The sequence below is a fragment of the Chitinimonas koreensis genome, assembly GCF_014353015.1.
Classification (GTDB): domain Bacteria; phylum Pseudomonadota; class Gammaproteobacteria; order Burkholderiales; family Chitinimonadaceae; genus Chitinimonas; species Chitinimonas koreensis.
On record NZ_CP060704.1, the window covers coordinates 3542469 to 3557804 of the forward strand.

At 69.4% G+C, this 15336-nt stretch carries 12 protein-coding genes and 1 tRNA gene; 10 read left to right on the forward strand and 3 right to left on the reverse strand.

What is annotated here, in order from left to right; translation table 11 throughout:
* Positions 1-577: 577 nt before the first annotated feature.
* The gene (gene uvrB, locus H9L41_RS14625; protein ID WP_028444442.1) at positions 578-2596 is read right to left on the reverse strand and encodes an excinuclease ABC subunit UvrB; all 2019 of its coding nucleotides are present in this window, start codon (positions 2594-2596) and stop codon (positions 578-580) included.
* 137 nt (positions 2597-2733) lie between these two features.
* Here uvrB and H9L41_RS14630 point away from each other — a divergent pair, with 137 nt between their 5' ends.
* Positions 2734-4827 carry a putative bifunctional diguanylate cyclase/phosphodiesterase gene (locus tag H9L41_RS14630; protein ID WP_187523436.1) on the forward strand — a complete coding sequence of 698 codons (2094 nt, stop codon included), beginning with the start codon at positions 2734-2736 and terminating at the stop codon, positions 4825-4827.
* 206 nt (positions 4828-5033) lie between these two features.
* Here the strand turns inward: H9L41_RS14630 and H9L41_RS14635 are convergent, their stop codons facing one another.
* Both H9L41_RS14635 and cysB read right to left on the reverse strand, forming a co-directional pair.
* Entirely contained in the window at positions 5034-5906 is an 873-nt protein-coding gene (locus H9L41_RS14635) for a head GIN domain-containing protein (RefSeq protein ID WP_028444443.1), read from the reverse strand.
* A 228-nt stretch (positions 5907-6134) separates the two neighbouring features.
* A complete protein-coding gene (gene cysB / locus H9L41_RS14640) occupies positions 6135-7073 on the reverse strand; it encodes an HTH-type transcriptional regulator CysB (protein ID WP_028444444.1) in 939 nt (312 codons plus the stop codon).
* A 167-nt stretch (positions 7074-7240) separates the two neighbouring features.
* Here cysB and H9L41_RS14645 point away from each other — a divergent pair, with 167 nt between their 5' ends.
* From H9L41_RS14645 to hemN, 9 genes are all read left to right on the forward strand, one after another.
* On the forward strand, positions 7241-8020 hold the full coding sequence (locus H9L41_RS14645; protein WP_157461776.1) for a sulfite exporter TauE/SafE family protein: 780 nt from the start codon (positions 7241-7243) through the stop codon (positions 8018-8020).
* Between the two features lie 65 nt (positions 8021-8085).
* The gene (locus H9L41_RS14650; RefSeq protein ID WP_028444446.1) at positions 8086-8805 is read left to right on the forward strand and encodes a phosphoadenylyl-sulfate reductase; all 720 of its coding nucleotides are present in this window, start codon (positions 8086-8088) and stop codon (positions 8803-8805) included.
* Positions 8806-8879: 74 nt separating this feature from the next.
* Positions 8880-8970 (forward strand) — tRNA-Ser (locus H9L41_RS14655).
* A 186-nt stretch (positions 8971-9156) separates the two neighbouring features.
* On the forward strand, positions 9157-9687 hold the full coding sequence (locus H9L41_RS14660) for a hemerythrin domain-containing protein (protein WP_034605850.1): 531 nt from the start codon (positions 9157-9159) through the stop codon (positions 9685-9687).
* Positions 9684-10886 carry an NnrS family protein gene (locus tag H9L41_RS14665; protein ID WP_028444448.1) on the forward strand — a complete coding sequence of 401 codons (1203 nt, stop codon included), beginning with the start codon at positions 9684-9686 and terminating at the stop codon, positions 10884-10886. Before H9L41_RS14660 ends, H9L41_RS14665 begins: the two co-directional genes overlap by 4 nt.
* A gap of 158 nt (positions 10887-11044) precedes the next feature.
* The gene (locus tag H9L41_RS14670) at positions 11045-13177 is read left to right on the forward strand and encodes a nitric-oxide reductase large subunit (RefSeq protein ID WP_308419521.1); all 2133 of its coding nucleotides are present in this window, start codon (positions 11045-11047) and stop codon (positions 13175-13177) included.
* Positions 13174-13317: a hypothetical protein gene (locus H9L41_RS25810; RefSeq protein ID WP_308419522.1), complete on the forward strand. Its 144-nt coding sequence runs from the start codon at positions 13174-13176 to the stop codon at positions 13315-13317. Before H9L41_RS14670 ends, H9L41_RS25810 begins: the two co-directional genes overlap by 4 nt.
* A 19-nt stretch (positions 13318-13336) precedes the next feature.
* The gene (locus tag H9L41_RS14675; protein WP_028444450.1) at positions 13337-13807 is read left to right on the forward strand and encodes an RrF2 family transcriptional regulator; all 471 of its coding nucleotides are present in this window, start codon (positions 13337-13339) and stop codon (positions 13805-13807) included.
* Positions 13808-13877: 70 nt separating this feature from the next.
* Positions 13878-15320: an oxygen-independent coproporphyrinogen III oxidase gene (gene hemN / locus H9L41_RS14680; protein ID WP_028444451.1), complete on the forward strand. Its 1443-nt coding sequence runs from the start codon at positions 13878-13880 to the stop codon at positions 15318-15320.
* The last annotated feature ends 16 nt before the right edge of the window (positions 15321-15336 follow it).

Consider the following 15336-nt stretch of genomic DNA (forward strand, 5'->3'; position numbering starts at 1 on the left):
AAATGTGAAGAAACACAACATCTAGTGTTTTCTGACTGCTTCAACCACTAATTCTAGTGGTCGAGGCGGTCGCTCGCAACACCTCGCGCATTCCCCTTGTGGGGACTGGACTTGGCGGGGGTCGGGGCGGCGGAGCGGGCGGGAAAGCGGGTTCGGCGGGGCCGGACGCGCGGCCGGGAGCGCTGTGGATAAGTCAGGTGCGCGAAAGAATATGACGAACGGGAGTGGTCTGGACGGGCATTCCCGGCCGAAAACCGTCCTGTAGGAGCGGCTTCAGCCGCGAGTGGCCGAGGCGCACCGAACACGATTCGCAGGTCGGGCTTTACGCCCGGCAGCGACCTTGGCCGACAGCGCTGCCGGGCATGAAGCCCGACCTACAGAAGCAGGGGGGACAGCCCCAAACGACGCGGAGTGCCGATAAGTCCCTCTCCCGTGCACGGGAGAGGGTTTGGGCGAGGGCCGGTTCGTCAAACCACCAGCCCTCATCCGGCCCTCCGGGCCACCGCGGGAGAAGGGAAAATCAAAGCGCAAGTCCTAAAGCCAAGCCAATGGACGCGCCCTACCCCGCCGGCCCCCCTCAGGCCGCTCCGAACACCCGCTCGCGCAGCTTGTGCAGCTGGTCGCGCAGTTCGGCCGCCTTCTCGAATTCGAGGTTCTTGGCCGCTTCCATCATGGCCTTCTCGATCGACTTGAGCTCCTTGGCCAGCGCCTTCTCGTCGAGCTCCTCGAGCATCATCCGCTGCTTGCGCTCCAGCCGCGCGGCCTGGGCCTCTTCCTCGTCGTAGACGCCGTCGATGATGTCCTTGATGCGCTTGACCACCCCGCGCGGCACGATACCGTGTTCCTCGTTGAAGGCCATCTGCTTGGCGCGGCGCCGCTCGGTCTCGTCGATCGCCTTCTTCATCGAATCGGTAATGCGGTCGGCGTAGAGGATGGCGGTGCCGTTGAGGTTGCGCGCGGCGCGGCCGATGGTCTGGATCAGGCTGCGCTCGCTGCGCAGGAAGCCTTCCTTGTCGGCGTCGAGGATGGCAACCAGCGACACCTCGGGGATGTCCAGGCCCTCGCGCAGCAGGTTGATGCCGATCAGCACGTCGAATTCGCCGAGCCGCAGGTCGCGGATGATCTCGACCCGCTCGACCGTGTCGACGTCCGAATGCAGGTAGCGCACCTTGATGCCGTGCTCGCCGAAGTAGTCGGTCAGCTGCTCGGCCATCCGCTTGGTCAGCGTGGTCACCAGCACCCGTTCGCCGATCGCGCTGCGCTTGCGGATCTCGCTCATCAGGTCGTCGACCTGGGTGCCGACCGGCCGCACCTCGATCACCGGGTCGACCAGGCCGGTCGGCCGCACCAGCTGCTCGACCACCTGGCCCTGGTGCTTGCGCTCGTAGTCGGCCGGGGTGGCCGAGACGAAGACCGTCTGCGGCATCATGCCCTCGAATTCCTCGAACTTGAGCGGCCGGTTGTCCAGCGCCGAAGGCAGGCGGAAGCCGTAGTCGACCAGGTTCTCCTTGCGCGCGCGGTCGCCTTTGTACATGGCGCCGATCTGGCCGATCATCACGTGGCTCTCGTCGAGGAACATCAGGCTGCCCGGCGGCAGGTAGTCGATCAGCGTCGGCGGCGGCGAGCCGGCCGGCTTGCCCGAGAAATGCCGCGAGTAGTTCTCGATGCCCTTGCAGAAGCCCATCTCCTGCAGCATCTCCAGGTCGAACTTGGTGCGCTGGTCGAGCCGCTGCGCCTCGACCAGCTTGTGTTCCTTGTAGAAGAATTCGAGCCGTACCCGCAGCTCTTCCTTGATGGTGTCCATCGCCCGCATCACGGTGGCGCGCGGCGTCACGTAGTGGCTCGACGGGTAGACGGTGAAGCGGCCCAGCCGCTGGCGGATGTGGCCGGTCAGCGGGTCGAACAGCTGGATCTGCTCGATCTCGTCGTCGAACATGCCGATGCGCACCGCCAGGTCGGCGTTTTCGGCCGGGAACACGTCGATCACGTCGCCGCGCACCCGAAAGGTGCCGCGGCCGAAATCCATCTCGTTGCGCTCGTACTGCATCTGCACCAGCCGCTTCACCAGCTCGGCCTGCGGCATCTTCTCGCCCTCGCGCACGTGCAGGATCATCTGGTGGTATTCGCTCGGATCGCCGATACCGTAGATCGCGCTGACGGTGGCGACGATGATGCAGTCGGGCCGCTCGAGCATCGCCTTGGTGGCCGACAGCCGCATCTGCTCGATGTGCTCGTTGATCTGCGAATCCTTCTCGATGAACAGGTCGCGGCTCGGGACGTAGGCCTCGGGCTGGTAGTAGTCGTAGTAGGAGACGAAGTACTCGACCGCGTTCTCGGGGAAGAACTCGCGGAATTCGGCGTAGAGCTGGGCCGCCAACGTCTTGTTGGGCGCCATCACGATGGCCGGCCGGCCGATGCGGGCGATCACGTTGGCCATGGTGTAGGTCTTGCCCGAGCCGGTCACGCCGAGCAGGGTCTGGTAGCGCAGGCCGTCTTCGAGGCCCTCGACCAGCTGGTCGATCGCGACCGGCTGGTCGCCGGCCGGCGGGAAGGGCTGGTGCAGGCGATAGGGGCTGTTCGGGTAAGTGACGATCATGGCCGGCTCCAGGTTAAGCGCTCGATTCTAGCGCGAGGCTCGCTTCGGGGTCTTCGTCCCGCCGGGGCCGCGAAGGTTGCATCGCCGCCCGGCCGCGCCAGGCCTTGTGCGGGCGGCACAGGAATCGGCTAAAGTGGATGGATTCCCCATTGGCCGCCCGTTTCGATGCAGGAAACCGCCCCTCCTCCGCCCAGTGGTCCTATACCGCCGCGCTGCTCAACCGCTTCGGCGATGCGCTGCTGGCATTCGACAAGCAGCTGGTCTGCCGCATCGCCAATGCGTCGGCGCTGGAGCTCCTCGGCACCTCGGCCGATCACGTCACCGGATTGCACGCCCGCCAGGTCTACCCGCCCGAGCACGTCGACCGCGTGGTGGCGCAGCTCGAAGCCGCGCTCGGCGGCGAGGTGAGCCGCACGCGCGCCTGGCGCGATCTGCCCAGCGTGGGCCGCCGCTGCCTCGACGCCCGGGTCGAGCCCTGCCTCGACGCCGACGGCCGCATCGTCGGCGCGCTGCACAGCGCGCGCGACGTCACCGAGGTGGCCGAGGCCGAAGAACGCGCCCGGCTGGCCATGATGATGTTCGAGCACACCACCGAGGGCCTGATGGTGCTCGGCGCCGACCGCCGCGTGCGGTTGGTCAACCCGGCCTTCTCGGCGCTGACCGGCTATCCGCCCGGCGAGGTGCTCGGCGAGCGGCCCGACCTGCTGGTGGCCGGCGGTACCCAGAACCACAATCCCTACCTCGACATCTGGCACGCGCTCGAATACGACGGCACCTGGCAGGGCGAGGTGATCTACCGCGGCCGCGACGGCAAGCTGCTGCCGACCTGGCAGACGGTGGTACGGGTGCGCGACGGCGAGGGCGACCTCGAGCACTACCTGGCCATCTTCACCGACCTGAGCGAGCGCCAGCGCTTCGAGCAGCAGCTCGAGCGGCTGGCCTACTACGACGTGCTGACCAGCCTGCCCAACCGCGCGCTGCTGTCCGACCGGATCGCCCAGGCGATCTCGCGCGCCGAGCGCACCGGCGGCGGCCTGGCCCTGCTGTTCGTCGACCTCGACCGCTTCAAGGTGATCAACGACACGCTGGGCAACAGCCAGGGCGACCGCCTGCTGCGCGCGGTATCGCAGCGGCTGGGCGAGGCGGCCGACGACGGCGCCACGGTGAGCCGCTACGGCGCCGACCAGTTCCTGCTGCTGCTGCCCGAGCTCGGCAGCCCCGACCAGGCGGCCACCCAGGCCGGCCGCCTCTTGCTGGCGCTGGCCGCGCCACACGAGGCCGGCGGCCAGACCCTGACGGTGACCGCCAGCATCGGCATCGCGGTATTCCCCGACGACGGCGAGGACCGCGAGACCCTGGTGCAGCACGCCGAGACCGCCATGCAGGCGGCCAAGCGCGCCGGCCGCAACACCTTCCGCTTCTTCACCCAGGACATGAACCAGCGCAGCGCCGAGTTCCTGCTGCTGGAGAACCACCTGCGCCAGGGCCTGGCGCGCGACGAGTTCCGCCTCTACTACCAGCCGCAGATCGACCTGAAGACGCGCAAGGTGATCGGCATGGAGGCGCTGATGCGCTGGCGCCATCCCGAGATGGGCCTGGTGCCGCCCAACCGCTTCATCCCGGCCGCCGAGGAATCGGGCCTGATCGTGCCGCTGGGCCGCTGGGCGATGAAGGAAGCCTGCCGCCAGAACAAGGCCTGGCAGGCGGCCGGCCTGTTGACCGCGCCGGTGGCGGTCAACGTGTCGGCGCGCCAGTTCGCCGAGCAGCTCGACGAGGTCGCCGCCGAGGCGCTGGCCGAGGCCGGCCTCGCGTCCGAATGGCTGGAGCTGGAGGTGACCGAGAGCACGCTGATGGACGACGTCAACGAGGCGATCCTGACGCTGGGCAAGCTCAAGCGCATGGGCGTGCGGCTGGCGATCGACGACTTCGGCACCGGCTATTCCTCGCTCAGCTACCTCAAGCGCTTCCCGCTCGACAAGCTCAAGGTCGACCGCTCCTTCGTGATCGACATCCTCGACGACCCGGACGATGCCGCCATCGCCGGCGCCATCGTCAGCCTGGCCAAGAACCTGCGCCTCACGGTGATCGCCGAGGGCGTCGAGACCGCCCAGCAGCTCGACTTCCTCGAACAGCTCGGCTGCGACGAGATGCAGGGCTTCCTGGTCGCGGCGCCGCTGCCGGCCGAGAAGGTGGCCGACTTCCTGGCCGACTGGCATTCGGGGAAGGTCTGACTGCCCGCGGCGTTTTCTTGCAGGAGCGGCTTCAGCCGCGAAGGCGCAGTGATCTCTTCGGCGATTCGCGGCTGAAGCCGCTCCTCCAGGATCGCCCTGGACCTCCGTCGATGCCCTTGCCTGCTCGGCTTAAAACGACAAAACCGGCCTTTCGGCCGGTTTTGTCTTGCTGCATGCCCGGTCGCGCAGGCGCCGGTCGCCGGGCGCTATTCCTCGACCGACAGGTTCTTGCCGCTCAATTCCTGCTTGGCCGGCGAGCCGTGCACCGTGAGGTCGCCCGAGCCGCTGGCGCGCGCCTTGACCGACTGCTTGGCGTAGGCCTCGATATTGCCCGAGCCGACCAGCTCGAGCTCGGCGTCCTCGGCCTGCAGCTGGCCCAGTTCCAGGTCGCCCGAGCCCATCACCTTGCCGCTGAGCGTGCGCGCGGTGCCGTTGGCGCTGACGCGGCCCGAGCCGTTCACCGCGACCTCGAAGCGCTCGACCTCGATGCGGCCGAGATCGACGTCGCCCGAACCCATCAGCTCGACCTTGGCCTGGCTCGGCATCAGCCCGTCGCCGGACAGGTCGCCCGAACCGACCAGCCGCAGCGTGAGCTTGCCGACCTTGCCGCCGAGCCGGGTATCGCCCGAGCCGGTGCTCTCGACCGCCAGGTCGCCGCCGGCCAGGCCGGCGAGGTCCACGTCGCCCGAACCGGTGTGCGTCAGCGCCTCGACCGACGGCGTGACCAGGGTCACCTTGAACGGGTGGTTGGTCGAGAAGCTGCCCTCGGTGCGGATCGTCAGCGTGTCGCCGGTCTGCTCGGTATGGATCATGGACAGCAGGTTCTCGTCGGCCTCGACCGTCAGGCTCGGCGTCGAGCCGATGCGGATGTCGACGTCCACGCTGCCGGTGGCCTGCACCTTCTTCACCGCGGCGACCGTGCGCGTCTCGGACTTGATCGTGCCGTTGCCGTGCACGCCGCCGACGCTGCCGATCGAGACGTGCACCTTCTTCACGTCGCCGCTCTTCTCGTCATGGTCGACATCGATGCTGCACGCGGCGAGCGGCAGGCAGAGCACCAACAACAGGCTGGTTCTCATGGTGGTCCTCTCCAAGTAAACATTCTTGACGGTATGTTATACCCGGAAGGCGGAAATTGCACGACCGGCCGTCCTCTCTGTGGCGAGCACCGCAAAAAGAGGCGGCGCCCTTCGGTCTCTCCAAAGCAGGTCGGACTCCAGTCCGACGACGATCGCAATCCGGCGGCGTCGTCGGACTGGAGTCCGACCTACAGGTACGAAGCGGTGAGAAAGCGCCGTCAGCGCCCGTTATTCGTCGTCGCCGCGGTTGTTCAGCGCGCGCTCCACGATCGGCCGCGACAGGTGCGGCGCGAAGCGCTCGATGAAGGCATAGGTGTAGCCGCGCAGGTAGGCGTCGCGGCGGATACCGATATGGGTGGTCGACGGCTCGAACAGGTGGCTGGCGTCGATCGCGAACAGGCCGACGTCGCGCTGCACGTCGAAGGCCATGCTGGCGACGATGCCGATGCCCAGGCCGAGGCCGACGTAGGTCTTGATCACGTCGGTGTCGATCGCGGTCAGCACCACGTTGGGGGTGAGCCCCGCTTCCTCGAACGAGCGGTTGATCTTGGAACGGCCGGTGAAGGCGAAGTCGTAGGTGATGATCGGGTACTTGGCCACGTCCTCGATGCGCAGGCGGCCCTTCACGTCGAGCAGCGGATGGTTGTCCGGCACGATGATGCTGCGGTTCCAGGCGTAGCAGTCGAGCATGGCGAGCTCGGGGAACTGGTCGATGCCCTCGGTGGCGATGGCGATGTCGGCCGAGCCGTCGAGCACGAATTCGCAGATCTGGGTCGGGCTGCCCTGCTTGATCGACAGCTTCACGCCCGGGTAGCGCGTCATGAAGTCGTGGATGGTCGGCGGCAGCGCGTAGCGCGCCTGGGTGTGGGTGGTGGCCACCACCAGGCTGCCTTCCTGCTCGTTGACGAATTCCTCGGCCACCCGCTTGAGGTTGCGCGCCTCGCGCAGGATGCGCTCGGAGATGGCGAGGATCTCGCGGCCCGGCGCGGTCACGTCGACCACCCGCTTGCCGTTGCGCACGAAGACCTGCACGCCGAGCTCGTCCTCGAGCAGCCGGATCTGCTTGGAAATGCCCGGCTGCGAGGTGTGCAGCGCCTCGGCGGCATCCGAGACGTTGAGGCCCTGCTTGGCGACTTCGACGAGGTAACGCAGTTGTTGTAGTTTCATGTCCCACCCTGGAATCCCGGCCCGCACTGCCGACGCGCGCCCCCGCGCCGCCGGTCCCGCCGCAGCCGAACGAAATAACCCTGCTTTATAAAATCTTAACACATCAGTCTTTTATGATTATTTGGACCGAGCGCTAACATCGCGGTCTTTGTCTCAGGCTGGACCCGATGGATTTCGCCTACGTACTCTCCGGGCTCGCGGTTGGTTTCATCGTCGGCCTGACCGGCGTGGGCGGCGGCTCGCTGATGACGCCGATCCTGCTGTGGTTCGGCATCAACCCCGCCACCGCGGTCGGCACCGACCTGCTCTACGCCGCCATCACCAAGGGCGGCGGCGTGCTGGTGCACCAGCGCGCGGGCAATATCGACTGGAAGATCGCCGGCTGGCTGGCCGCCGGCAGCCTGCCCGCCTCGCTCGCCACGCTGGCCGTGCTGCACCTGTGGCACCCCGACGTCGCCACCCTCAACGCGCTGATCAAGCAATCGCTGGGCATCGCCCTGGTGCTCACCGCGCTGGCCATCCTGTTCAAGCAGCGCCTCTTGGCGCTGACGCGCAACCCGGCCCGGCGCGAAGCCTCCGCCGCGGCCGGCCGCGCCCGCTACGCCGGCCAGCTGGCCACCGGCGTGCTGCTCGGCGTGCTGGTCACGCTGTCGTCGATCGGCGCCGGCGCCATCGGCACCATCGCGCTGTTCCTGCTGTTCCCGCTGATCCCGACCGCCCGCCTGGTCGGCACCGAGATCGCCCACGCTGTGCCGCTGACGCTGGTGGCGGGCCTGGGCCACGCCGGCCTCGGCAACATCGACTGGTACCTGCTGGGCAACCTCCTGTGCGGTTCGCTGCCCGGCATCTGGATCGGCAGCCACCTGACCGGCCGGGTGCCCGACGGCGCGCTGCGGCCGGCGCTGGCATTGATGCTGGCGCTGGTCGGCCTCAAGCTGATGTGGTGACGCCACCCGACCGTATTCCCCTGACCGCCCGCAGAGGCGGCGACCCCGTCATGGAGCCCCGAACCATGGAAACCGTCCTTCCCCCGGCCCTCGAGGCCAAGCTCGCGCACACCGTCGCGCAGCTGCAGCGCATCGCCGCCGAACACGCGCCGGCGGTGTTCGCCAATTCGCTCGGCGCCGAGGACATGGTGCTGACCGACCTGATCGCCCGCCACGGCATCGCGATCGACATCTTCAGCCTCGACACCGGCCGCCTGCCGGCCGAGACCTACGACCTGATGCAGCGGACCGCCGAGGCCTACCCGGCGGTGCCGGTGAAGGTCTACTTCCCGCGCGCCGAATCGGTCGAGGCCTACGTCAACGTGCAGGGCATCAACGCCTTCTACCAGTCGATCGAGGCGCGCAAGGAATGCTGCCGCATCCGCAAGCTCGAGCCGCTGGCGCGCGCGCTGACCGGCCGCCAGGCCTGGGTCACCGGCCTGCGGCGCGAGCAGTCGACCACCCGCACCGACATGCAGGAACAGGAATGGGACGCCGGCAACGGCCTGCAGAAATTCAACCCGCTGCTGGAGTGGACCGAGCGCGAGGTGTGGGACTACATCAAGGCCTACGCCGTGCCCTACAACGCGCTGCACGACCGCCACTACCCGAGCATCGGCTGCGCGCCGTGCACGCGCGCGATCGCGGTCGGCGAAGACGTGCGCGCCGGCCGCTGGTGGTGGGAGAACCCGGAGAACAAGGAGTGCGGCCTGCACGCCAAGGTCAGCATGCTGCCGCCGCGCTGAGGCGAGGCCGGACGGCCGCGGACGCCGCCGATTTGCGGCGCCCCGGCGCTTGCGGCATAATGCGCACCCTTCGCGGAGAGATGGATGAGTGGTTTAAGTCGCACGCCTGGAAAGCGTGTATAGGTTAATAGCCTATCGGGGGTTCGAATCCCCCTCTCTCCGCCAGCATTCGAAGAAAAGCCCTGAACGATTTCAGGGCTTTTGCTTTTCCCCCCGCCCTACCCCGCCTGGCCGCGGCGATCTCCAGCCGCGCCCCGCCGCCGTTCCATCGCCGATTCCTTGATCGCGGACAGATCGCCGCCGCCCGCCCGCGCGGACAATGTCGCCATTCCATCCTGCGACGAGCCCGCCATGCCCAATCCCGGCCCCGATCTCGCCCCCGATCTCGCCCCCGGCTTCGATCATCCGGTCGAGCTCCTGCTGAGCTGCCACGACAAGGTCCGGCGCTTCGCCGGGCTGAGCCTGCGGCTCGACCTGCACCTGGCCCGCCACGGCACCGACGAGGAGGCCGCCACCGCGGCGCGCAACGTGTTGCGCTATTTCGACCTGGCGGCGCCGCTGCACCATGCCGACGAGGAGGAAGACCTGTTCCCCGCCCTGCGCCGGCTCGGCGACCCCGCGCTCGATGCGGCGCTGGCGGCGCTCGAAGCCGAGCACGGCGAGCTCGACGCGCTGTGGCGGGCGGTGCGGCCCTGGCTCGAGGCCGTGGCGCAGCAGGGCCTGCCGGTGCGGCCGGCCGAGCTCGACGAATTCGCCCGCCGCTATCCCGACCATGCCCGGCGCGAGGAGGGCGAACTCTACCCGGCCGCGCAACGGCTGGCACCCGAGGTGCTGGCCGCGATCGGCCGCAACATGCGGCAACGCCGGGGAGCGCGGACATGAGCTTGACCGTGTTCGAAACCGCCGCCCCGACGCCGCGATCGGCCATCCGCCGCCTGCTCGAGGTGCCGCACCGGCTCTACTTCAGCGCCGGCGTGCTGGCCGTGCTGACCCTGGCCGCCTGGTGGGCCGTGCGCCTCGCCGCGCCGGCCGGCGGCGGCTACCCGGCCATGCTGGTGCATGCGCTGCTGATGCCGCTCGGGGTGTTCCCGCTGTTCATGCTGGGCTTCATCTTCACCGCTGGCCCGCGCTGGCTCGACGTGCCGGCTCCGGGCCGGCATGCGCCGCTGGCGCTCGGCTACTTCAGCGGCCTGCTGTTGGCGCTGGCCGGCTTCGGCCGCGGCGGCAGCTGGCCGGCGGCCGGCCTGCTGCTGATGCAGCTGAGCTGGAGCTTGGCGGCGCTGCGCTGGCTGCAATGCATCGGCCGCAGCCGAGCGGCCGACAAGCGCCATGCGCTGCGGCTGTTCTACGCCATGCTGGCCGGCTCGGTCGCGCTGATGCTGGCGCTGCTGTGGGTGCGCTCGGGCGAGGGCATGCTGTGGTGGCAATGCCGCCAGCTGACGCTGTGGGGCTTCCTGCTGCCGGTGTTCCTGATCGTCTGCCACCGCATGATCCCGTTCTTCACCCATTCGGCGCTGCCCGCCATTGCGCCGTGGCGGCCGGCCTGGCTGCTCGACGGCTGGCTGCTGGCCTGCGCCGGCCTGGCCGTCGTCGGCCTCGCCGGCGTGCCACAGCTGGAAGCGGCGCTGGCCTTCGCGCTGGCGGCCAGCCTCGGCTGGGCGAGCTGGCGCTGGGGACTGGCGACCAGCCTGGGCAACCGGCTGCTGGCCATGCTGCACCTGTCGTTCGCCTGGCTGGCGCCGGCGCTGCTGCTGCAGGGGCTGGCCGCGCTCGGCCTGCAGGTCGGCGCAGCGCCGGCCCACGCGCTGGGAATGGGCTTCTGCTGCACCATGCTGGTCGGCTTCGTCACCCGCGTCAGCCTCGGCCACAGCGGCCGCCAGCTGCAGGCCGACAACGTCTACTGGGCGATCTACCTGGGGCTGCACGCGGTGGCGCTGCTGCGCGTCGCGGCCGCCCTGTTCGGCCTGCCGCCGGCCTGGCTGCACCTGGCCTCGGTCGGCTGGCTGCTGTTGATGCTGGCCTGGGCCTGCCGCGTGCTGCCGATCTACTGGCGCGCCCGCGTCGACGGCAAGCCGGGCTGAAACCGTCCCTTTCCGCAACTCGAAAAACCGCGCCACGGCGCGGTTTTTTCATGGGCTTGAGCGCGGTCAAGAAAACATGCACTGCCAATGCAACTTCAAATCGCGCGCCGTAGGATGACCTGCATCGCCATCCCGATCCCAACCCCTGCGAGGACATCATGAAAGCTTCACGCCGATTGTGGCGCGCGCTCGCCGTCATCTTTCTCCTATCGTTCGCCGTGCTCGGCTGGATCGGCCGCGAGATCTATCTCGCGGCCCCGCCGATCCCGGCCCGCGTCGTCGACGCCGACGGCCAGACCCTGTTCAGCGGCGAACAGATCCAGCGCGGCCAGGAAGCCTGGCTGGCGGCCGGCGGCCAGCAACTGGGCTCGGTCTGGGGCCACGGCAGCTATATCGCGCCCGACTGGTCGGCCGACTGGCTGCACCGCGAGGCGCTGGCGCTGCGCGACGAGCTGGCGCTGCAGCAGTTCCGGCAGCGCTTCGCCGAACTCGACGCCGACGGCCAGGCGATGATCGCCGCCCAGCTCAAGGCCGAGCTGCGGCGCAACCGCTACGACGCCGCCAGCGGCACGCTGACCGTCAGCGCCGAACGCGCCCGCGCCATCGCCGCCCAGTCCGCCCACTACCGCGGCCTGTTCGGCGACGATCCAGCGCTGGCCAAGCTGCGCGAGCAGTACGCAATGACCGCGCCGGCGATCGCCGACCCGGCCGACCGCGCGGCGCTGCCGGCCTTCTTCTTCTGGAGCGCCTGGGCGGCTGCCACCGACCGGCCCGGCGAGAGCGGCCTCTCCTACACCAGCAACTGGCCGCACGAGCCGCTGGTCGACAACCGGCCGACCACCGGCAACGGCGTCTGGTCGATCGCCAGCGTGATCCTGCTGATCGCCGGCATCGCCGCCATGGTGTGGTTCCACATGGCCGGGCACGAGGAGGCCGACCCGGCCGCGCCCAAGCGCGACCCGCTGTTCGACCTGGTCGCCACGCCGTCGATGCGCGCCACCCGCAAGTACTTCTACGTGGTGATCGCGCTGTTGCTGGTGCAGATCGGCATGGGCGTGGTGTCGGCCCACTATGCGGTCGAGGGCCAGAGCTTCTTCGGCCTGCCGCTGGCCGAACTGCTGCCCTTCGTGGTCAGCCGCACCATCCATACCCAGCTCGGCGTGCTGTGGATCGCCACCGCCTGGCTGGCCACCGGCCTCTATATCGCGCCGGCGCTGTCGGGCCGCGAGCCGCCGCTGCAGAAGCTCGGCGTCGACCTGCTGTTCTACGCGCTGCTCTTGATCGTGGCCGGCTCGATCGCCTGCGGCTGGATCGGCTCGCTGCAGCAGCTCGGCACCACCTTCAGCTTCTGGCTCGGCAACCAGGGCCTCGAATACACCAGCATGGGCCGGGTCTGGCAGTACCTGCTGTTCGTCGGCCTGTTGTTCTGGCTGCTGCTGATGGGCCGCGCGCTGTGGCCGGCGCTCAAGCGCCCGGGCGAGAGCCGCGGCCTGATCGCCATGGTGTTCCTGTCGGCGGCCTGCATCGGCGGCTTCTACGCCAGCTCGCTGATGTGGGGCCGGCACAGCCACTACTCGATGATCGAATACTGGCGCTGGTGGCTGGTCCACCTGTGGGTGGAAGGCTTCTTCGAGGTGTTCGCCACCGCCGTGATCGCGCTGATCTTCACCCGGCTGGGCCTGATCCGTGCCGCCACCGCCAACTCGGCCATCGTGCTGGAAACCATCGTGTTCCTGTTCGGCGGCATCCTGGGCACCCTGCACCACCTCTACTTCACCGGTACGCCGACCTCGGTGATCGCCGTCGGCGCGATGTTCTCGGCGCTCGAAGTGGTGCCGCTGGCGCTGATCGGCCTCGAGGGCTACCGCACCTACCGGCGCAGCAAGGCGGCGCCGTGGGTGGCCGGCTACCGCTGGCCGATCCTGTGCTTCGTGGCGGTCGGTTTCTGGAACTCGGTCGGCGCCGGCCTGCTCGGCTTCGCCATCAATCCGCCGATCGCGCTCTACTACGTGCAGGGCCTCAACATGACCGCCGCCCACGGCCATGCCGCGCTGTTCGGCGTCTACGGCATGCTCGGCATCGGCCTCCTGCTGTTCTGCCTGCGCGGCCTGTCGCCGCGCGCGCAGTGGCACGACGGCCTGGTCGGCAAGGCGTTCTGGCTGCTCAACGGCGGGCTGGCGATGATGGTGTTCATGTCGCTGCTGCCAGCCGGCATCTACCAGGCCTGGGCCAGCGTCAGCGAGGGCTGTGGTACGCGCGTTCGCCCGAGATCGTCCACTCGGCGGCGATGACCGCGCTGGTCTGGCTGCGGGTACCGGGCGACATCGTGTTCGCCTGCGGCGCGCTGCTGCTGGCGCTGTTCGCCTGGAAGCTGCTGCGCAACGACCGCGCGCCGCGGCCGGCCGCGGCGCTCAAGCCGGCCAAGGGCTGAAGCAGGCAGCGAGGCCGCCATGCGACTGACCCAATTCAGCGATCACACCCTGCGGCTGCTGATCTACCTGGCGCTGCACGGCGACCGGCTGGTGACCATCCAGACGGTCGCCGAGGCCTACGACGTGTCGGTCCATCACCTGACCAAGGTGGCGCACCAGCTGGTGCGCCGCGGCCTGGTCCAGGCGCTGCGCGGCAAGGGCGGCGGCATCCGGCTGGCGCGTCCCGCCGCCGAGATCGCGCTCGGCGACGTGCTGCGCTCGGCCGAGGGCGGCGCGGCGCCGGTCGGCTGCGCCACCTCGGACCGGCGCTGCCGCCTGAGCGCCGACTGCCGCCTGGCCGGCGTGCTGCACGACGCCTTCGAGACCTTCTACGCGGTGCTCGACCGGACCACCCTGGCCGACCTGGTCGAGCGGCCCGGCCCGCTGCAGCGCCAGCTCGGCATCGTGCCGCCGTCCGGCGGCTGCCGGCCGGCCCGCGAAGCGGTTTGATCTCCCTCAACGCAGCGCGGCGGCCGGCCGCCCATACTGGCCGCCTCGCCCTCCCCGATCGCCTGCCATCATGAACGCACCGTATTCCCCGCCGCCCGGCGGCCGCGACGACTTCGACGTCCAGGGCCTGCAGTTCGACAAGGCCCTGATCGAGCGGCTGGCCGGCAACGGCCCGCGCTACACCTCCTACCCCAGCGCCGACCGCTTCCACGACGGCTTCGGCGAGGCCGAATACCGCGCCGCGGTGGCCGAGAATTTCCCGGCCGGCGCGGCGCGGCCGCTGTCGCTCTACCTGCACATCCCGTTCTGCGACACCATCTGCTACTACTGCGGCTGCAACAAGATCATCACCAAGAACCGCGCCCACGCCGAGGTCTACCTCGACTACCTCGAGCGCGAGATCGCGCTGCAGGCGCCGCTGTTCGCAGGCCGCGCCCGCATCGAGCAGATGCATTTCGGCGGCGGCACGCCGACCTTCCTGTCCGACGCGCAGCTGGCGCGGCTGATCGGCACGCTGCGGCGCCACTTCGACTTCGCCCCGGCCGCCGAGGGCGAGTACTCGATCGAGATCGACCCGCGCAAGGTCGGCCCGGCCACGGTGGCGCGGCTGGCCGAGCTCGGCTTCAACCGCATGAGCCTGGGCGTGCAGGATTTCGACCCGGCGGTGCAGCGCGCGGTCAACCGCATCCAAAGCGAGGAAGAGACGCTGGCGGTGATCGAGGCGGCGCGCGCCCACGGCTTCCGCTCGATCTCGATCGACCTGATCTACGGCCTGCCGCTGCAGACCCAGGCCGGCTTCGGCGCCACGTTGGACAAGGTGATCGCGGCGCGGCCCGACCGGCTGTCGGTCTACCACTACGCCCACCTGCCGCACCTGTTCAAGACCCAGCGCCAGATCGACGAGGCCGAGCTGCCCTCGCCGAGCGCCAAGCTCGACCTCCTGGGCCTCGCCATCGCCCGGCTGACGGCGGCCGGCTACGTCTACATCGGCATGGACCACTTCGCCCTGCCCGGCGACGAACTGGCGGTGGCGCAGCGCGCCGGCACGCTGCAGCGCAACTTCCAGGGCTATTCGACCCGCGACGACATCGACCTGCTGGCGCTGGGCGTATCGGGCATCGGCAAGATCGGCGCCAGCTACAGCCAGAACGTGCGCGGCACCGACGACTACTACGCGCTGCTCGACGCCGGCCGGCTGCCGCTGCTGCGCGGCATCGGCCTGTCGCGCGACGACGCGCTGCGGCGCGGCCTGATCCGCGAGCTGATGTGCCAGTTCGAGCTCGACCTGGGCCGGATCGAGACGCAATGGGGCATCCGCTTCGCCGACTATTTCGCCGCCGAGCTGGAGCGGCTGGCGCAGCTGGCCGCCGACGGCCTGATCGAGCTGGACCCGGCCGGCGGCCGCCTGCGCGTGCTGCCGCGCGGCCGGCTGCTGGTGCGCAACGTGGCCATGGCGTTCGACCGCTACCTGCAGCAGGGCCAGCCGCTGCGGCGCTATTCCAGGACCCTCTAGAACGCCTCGGCCGGGC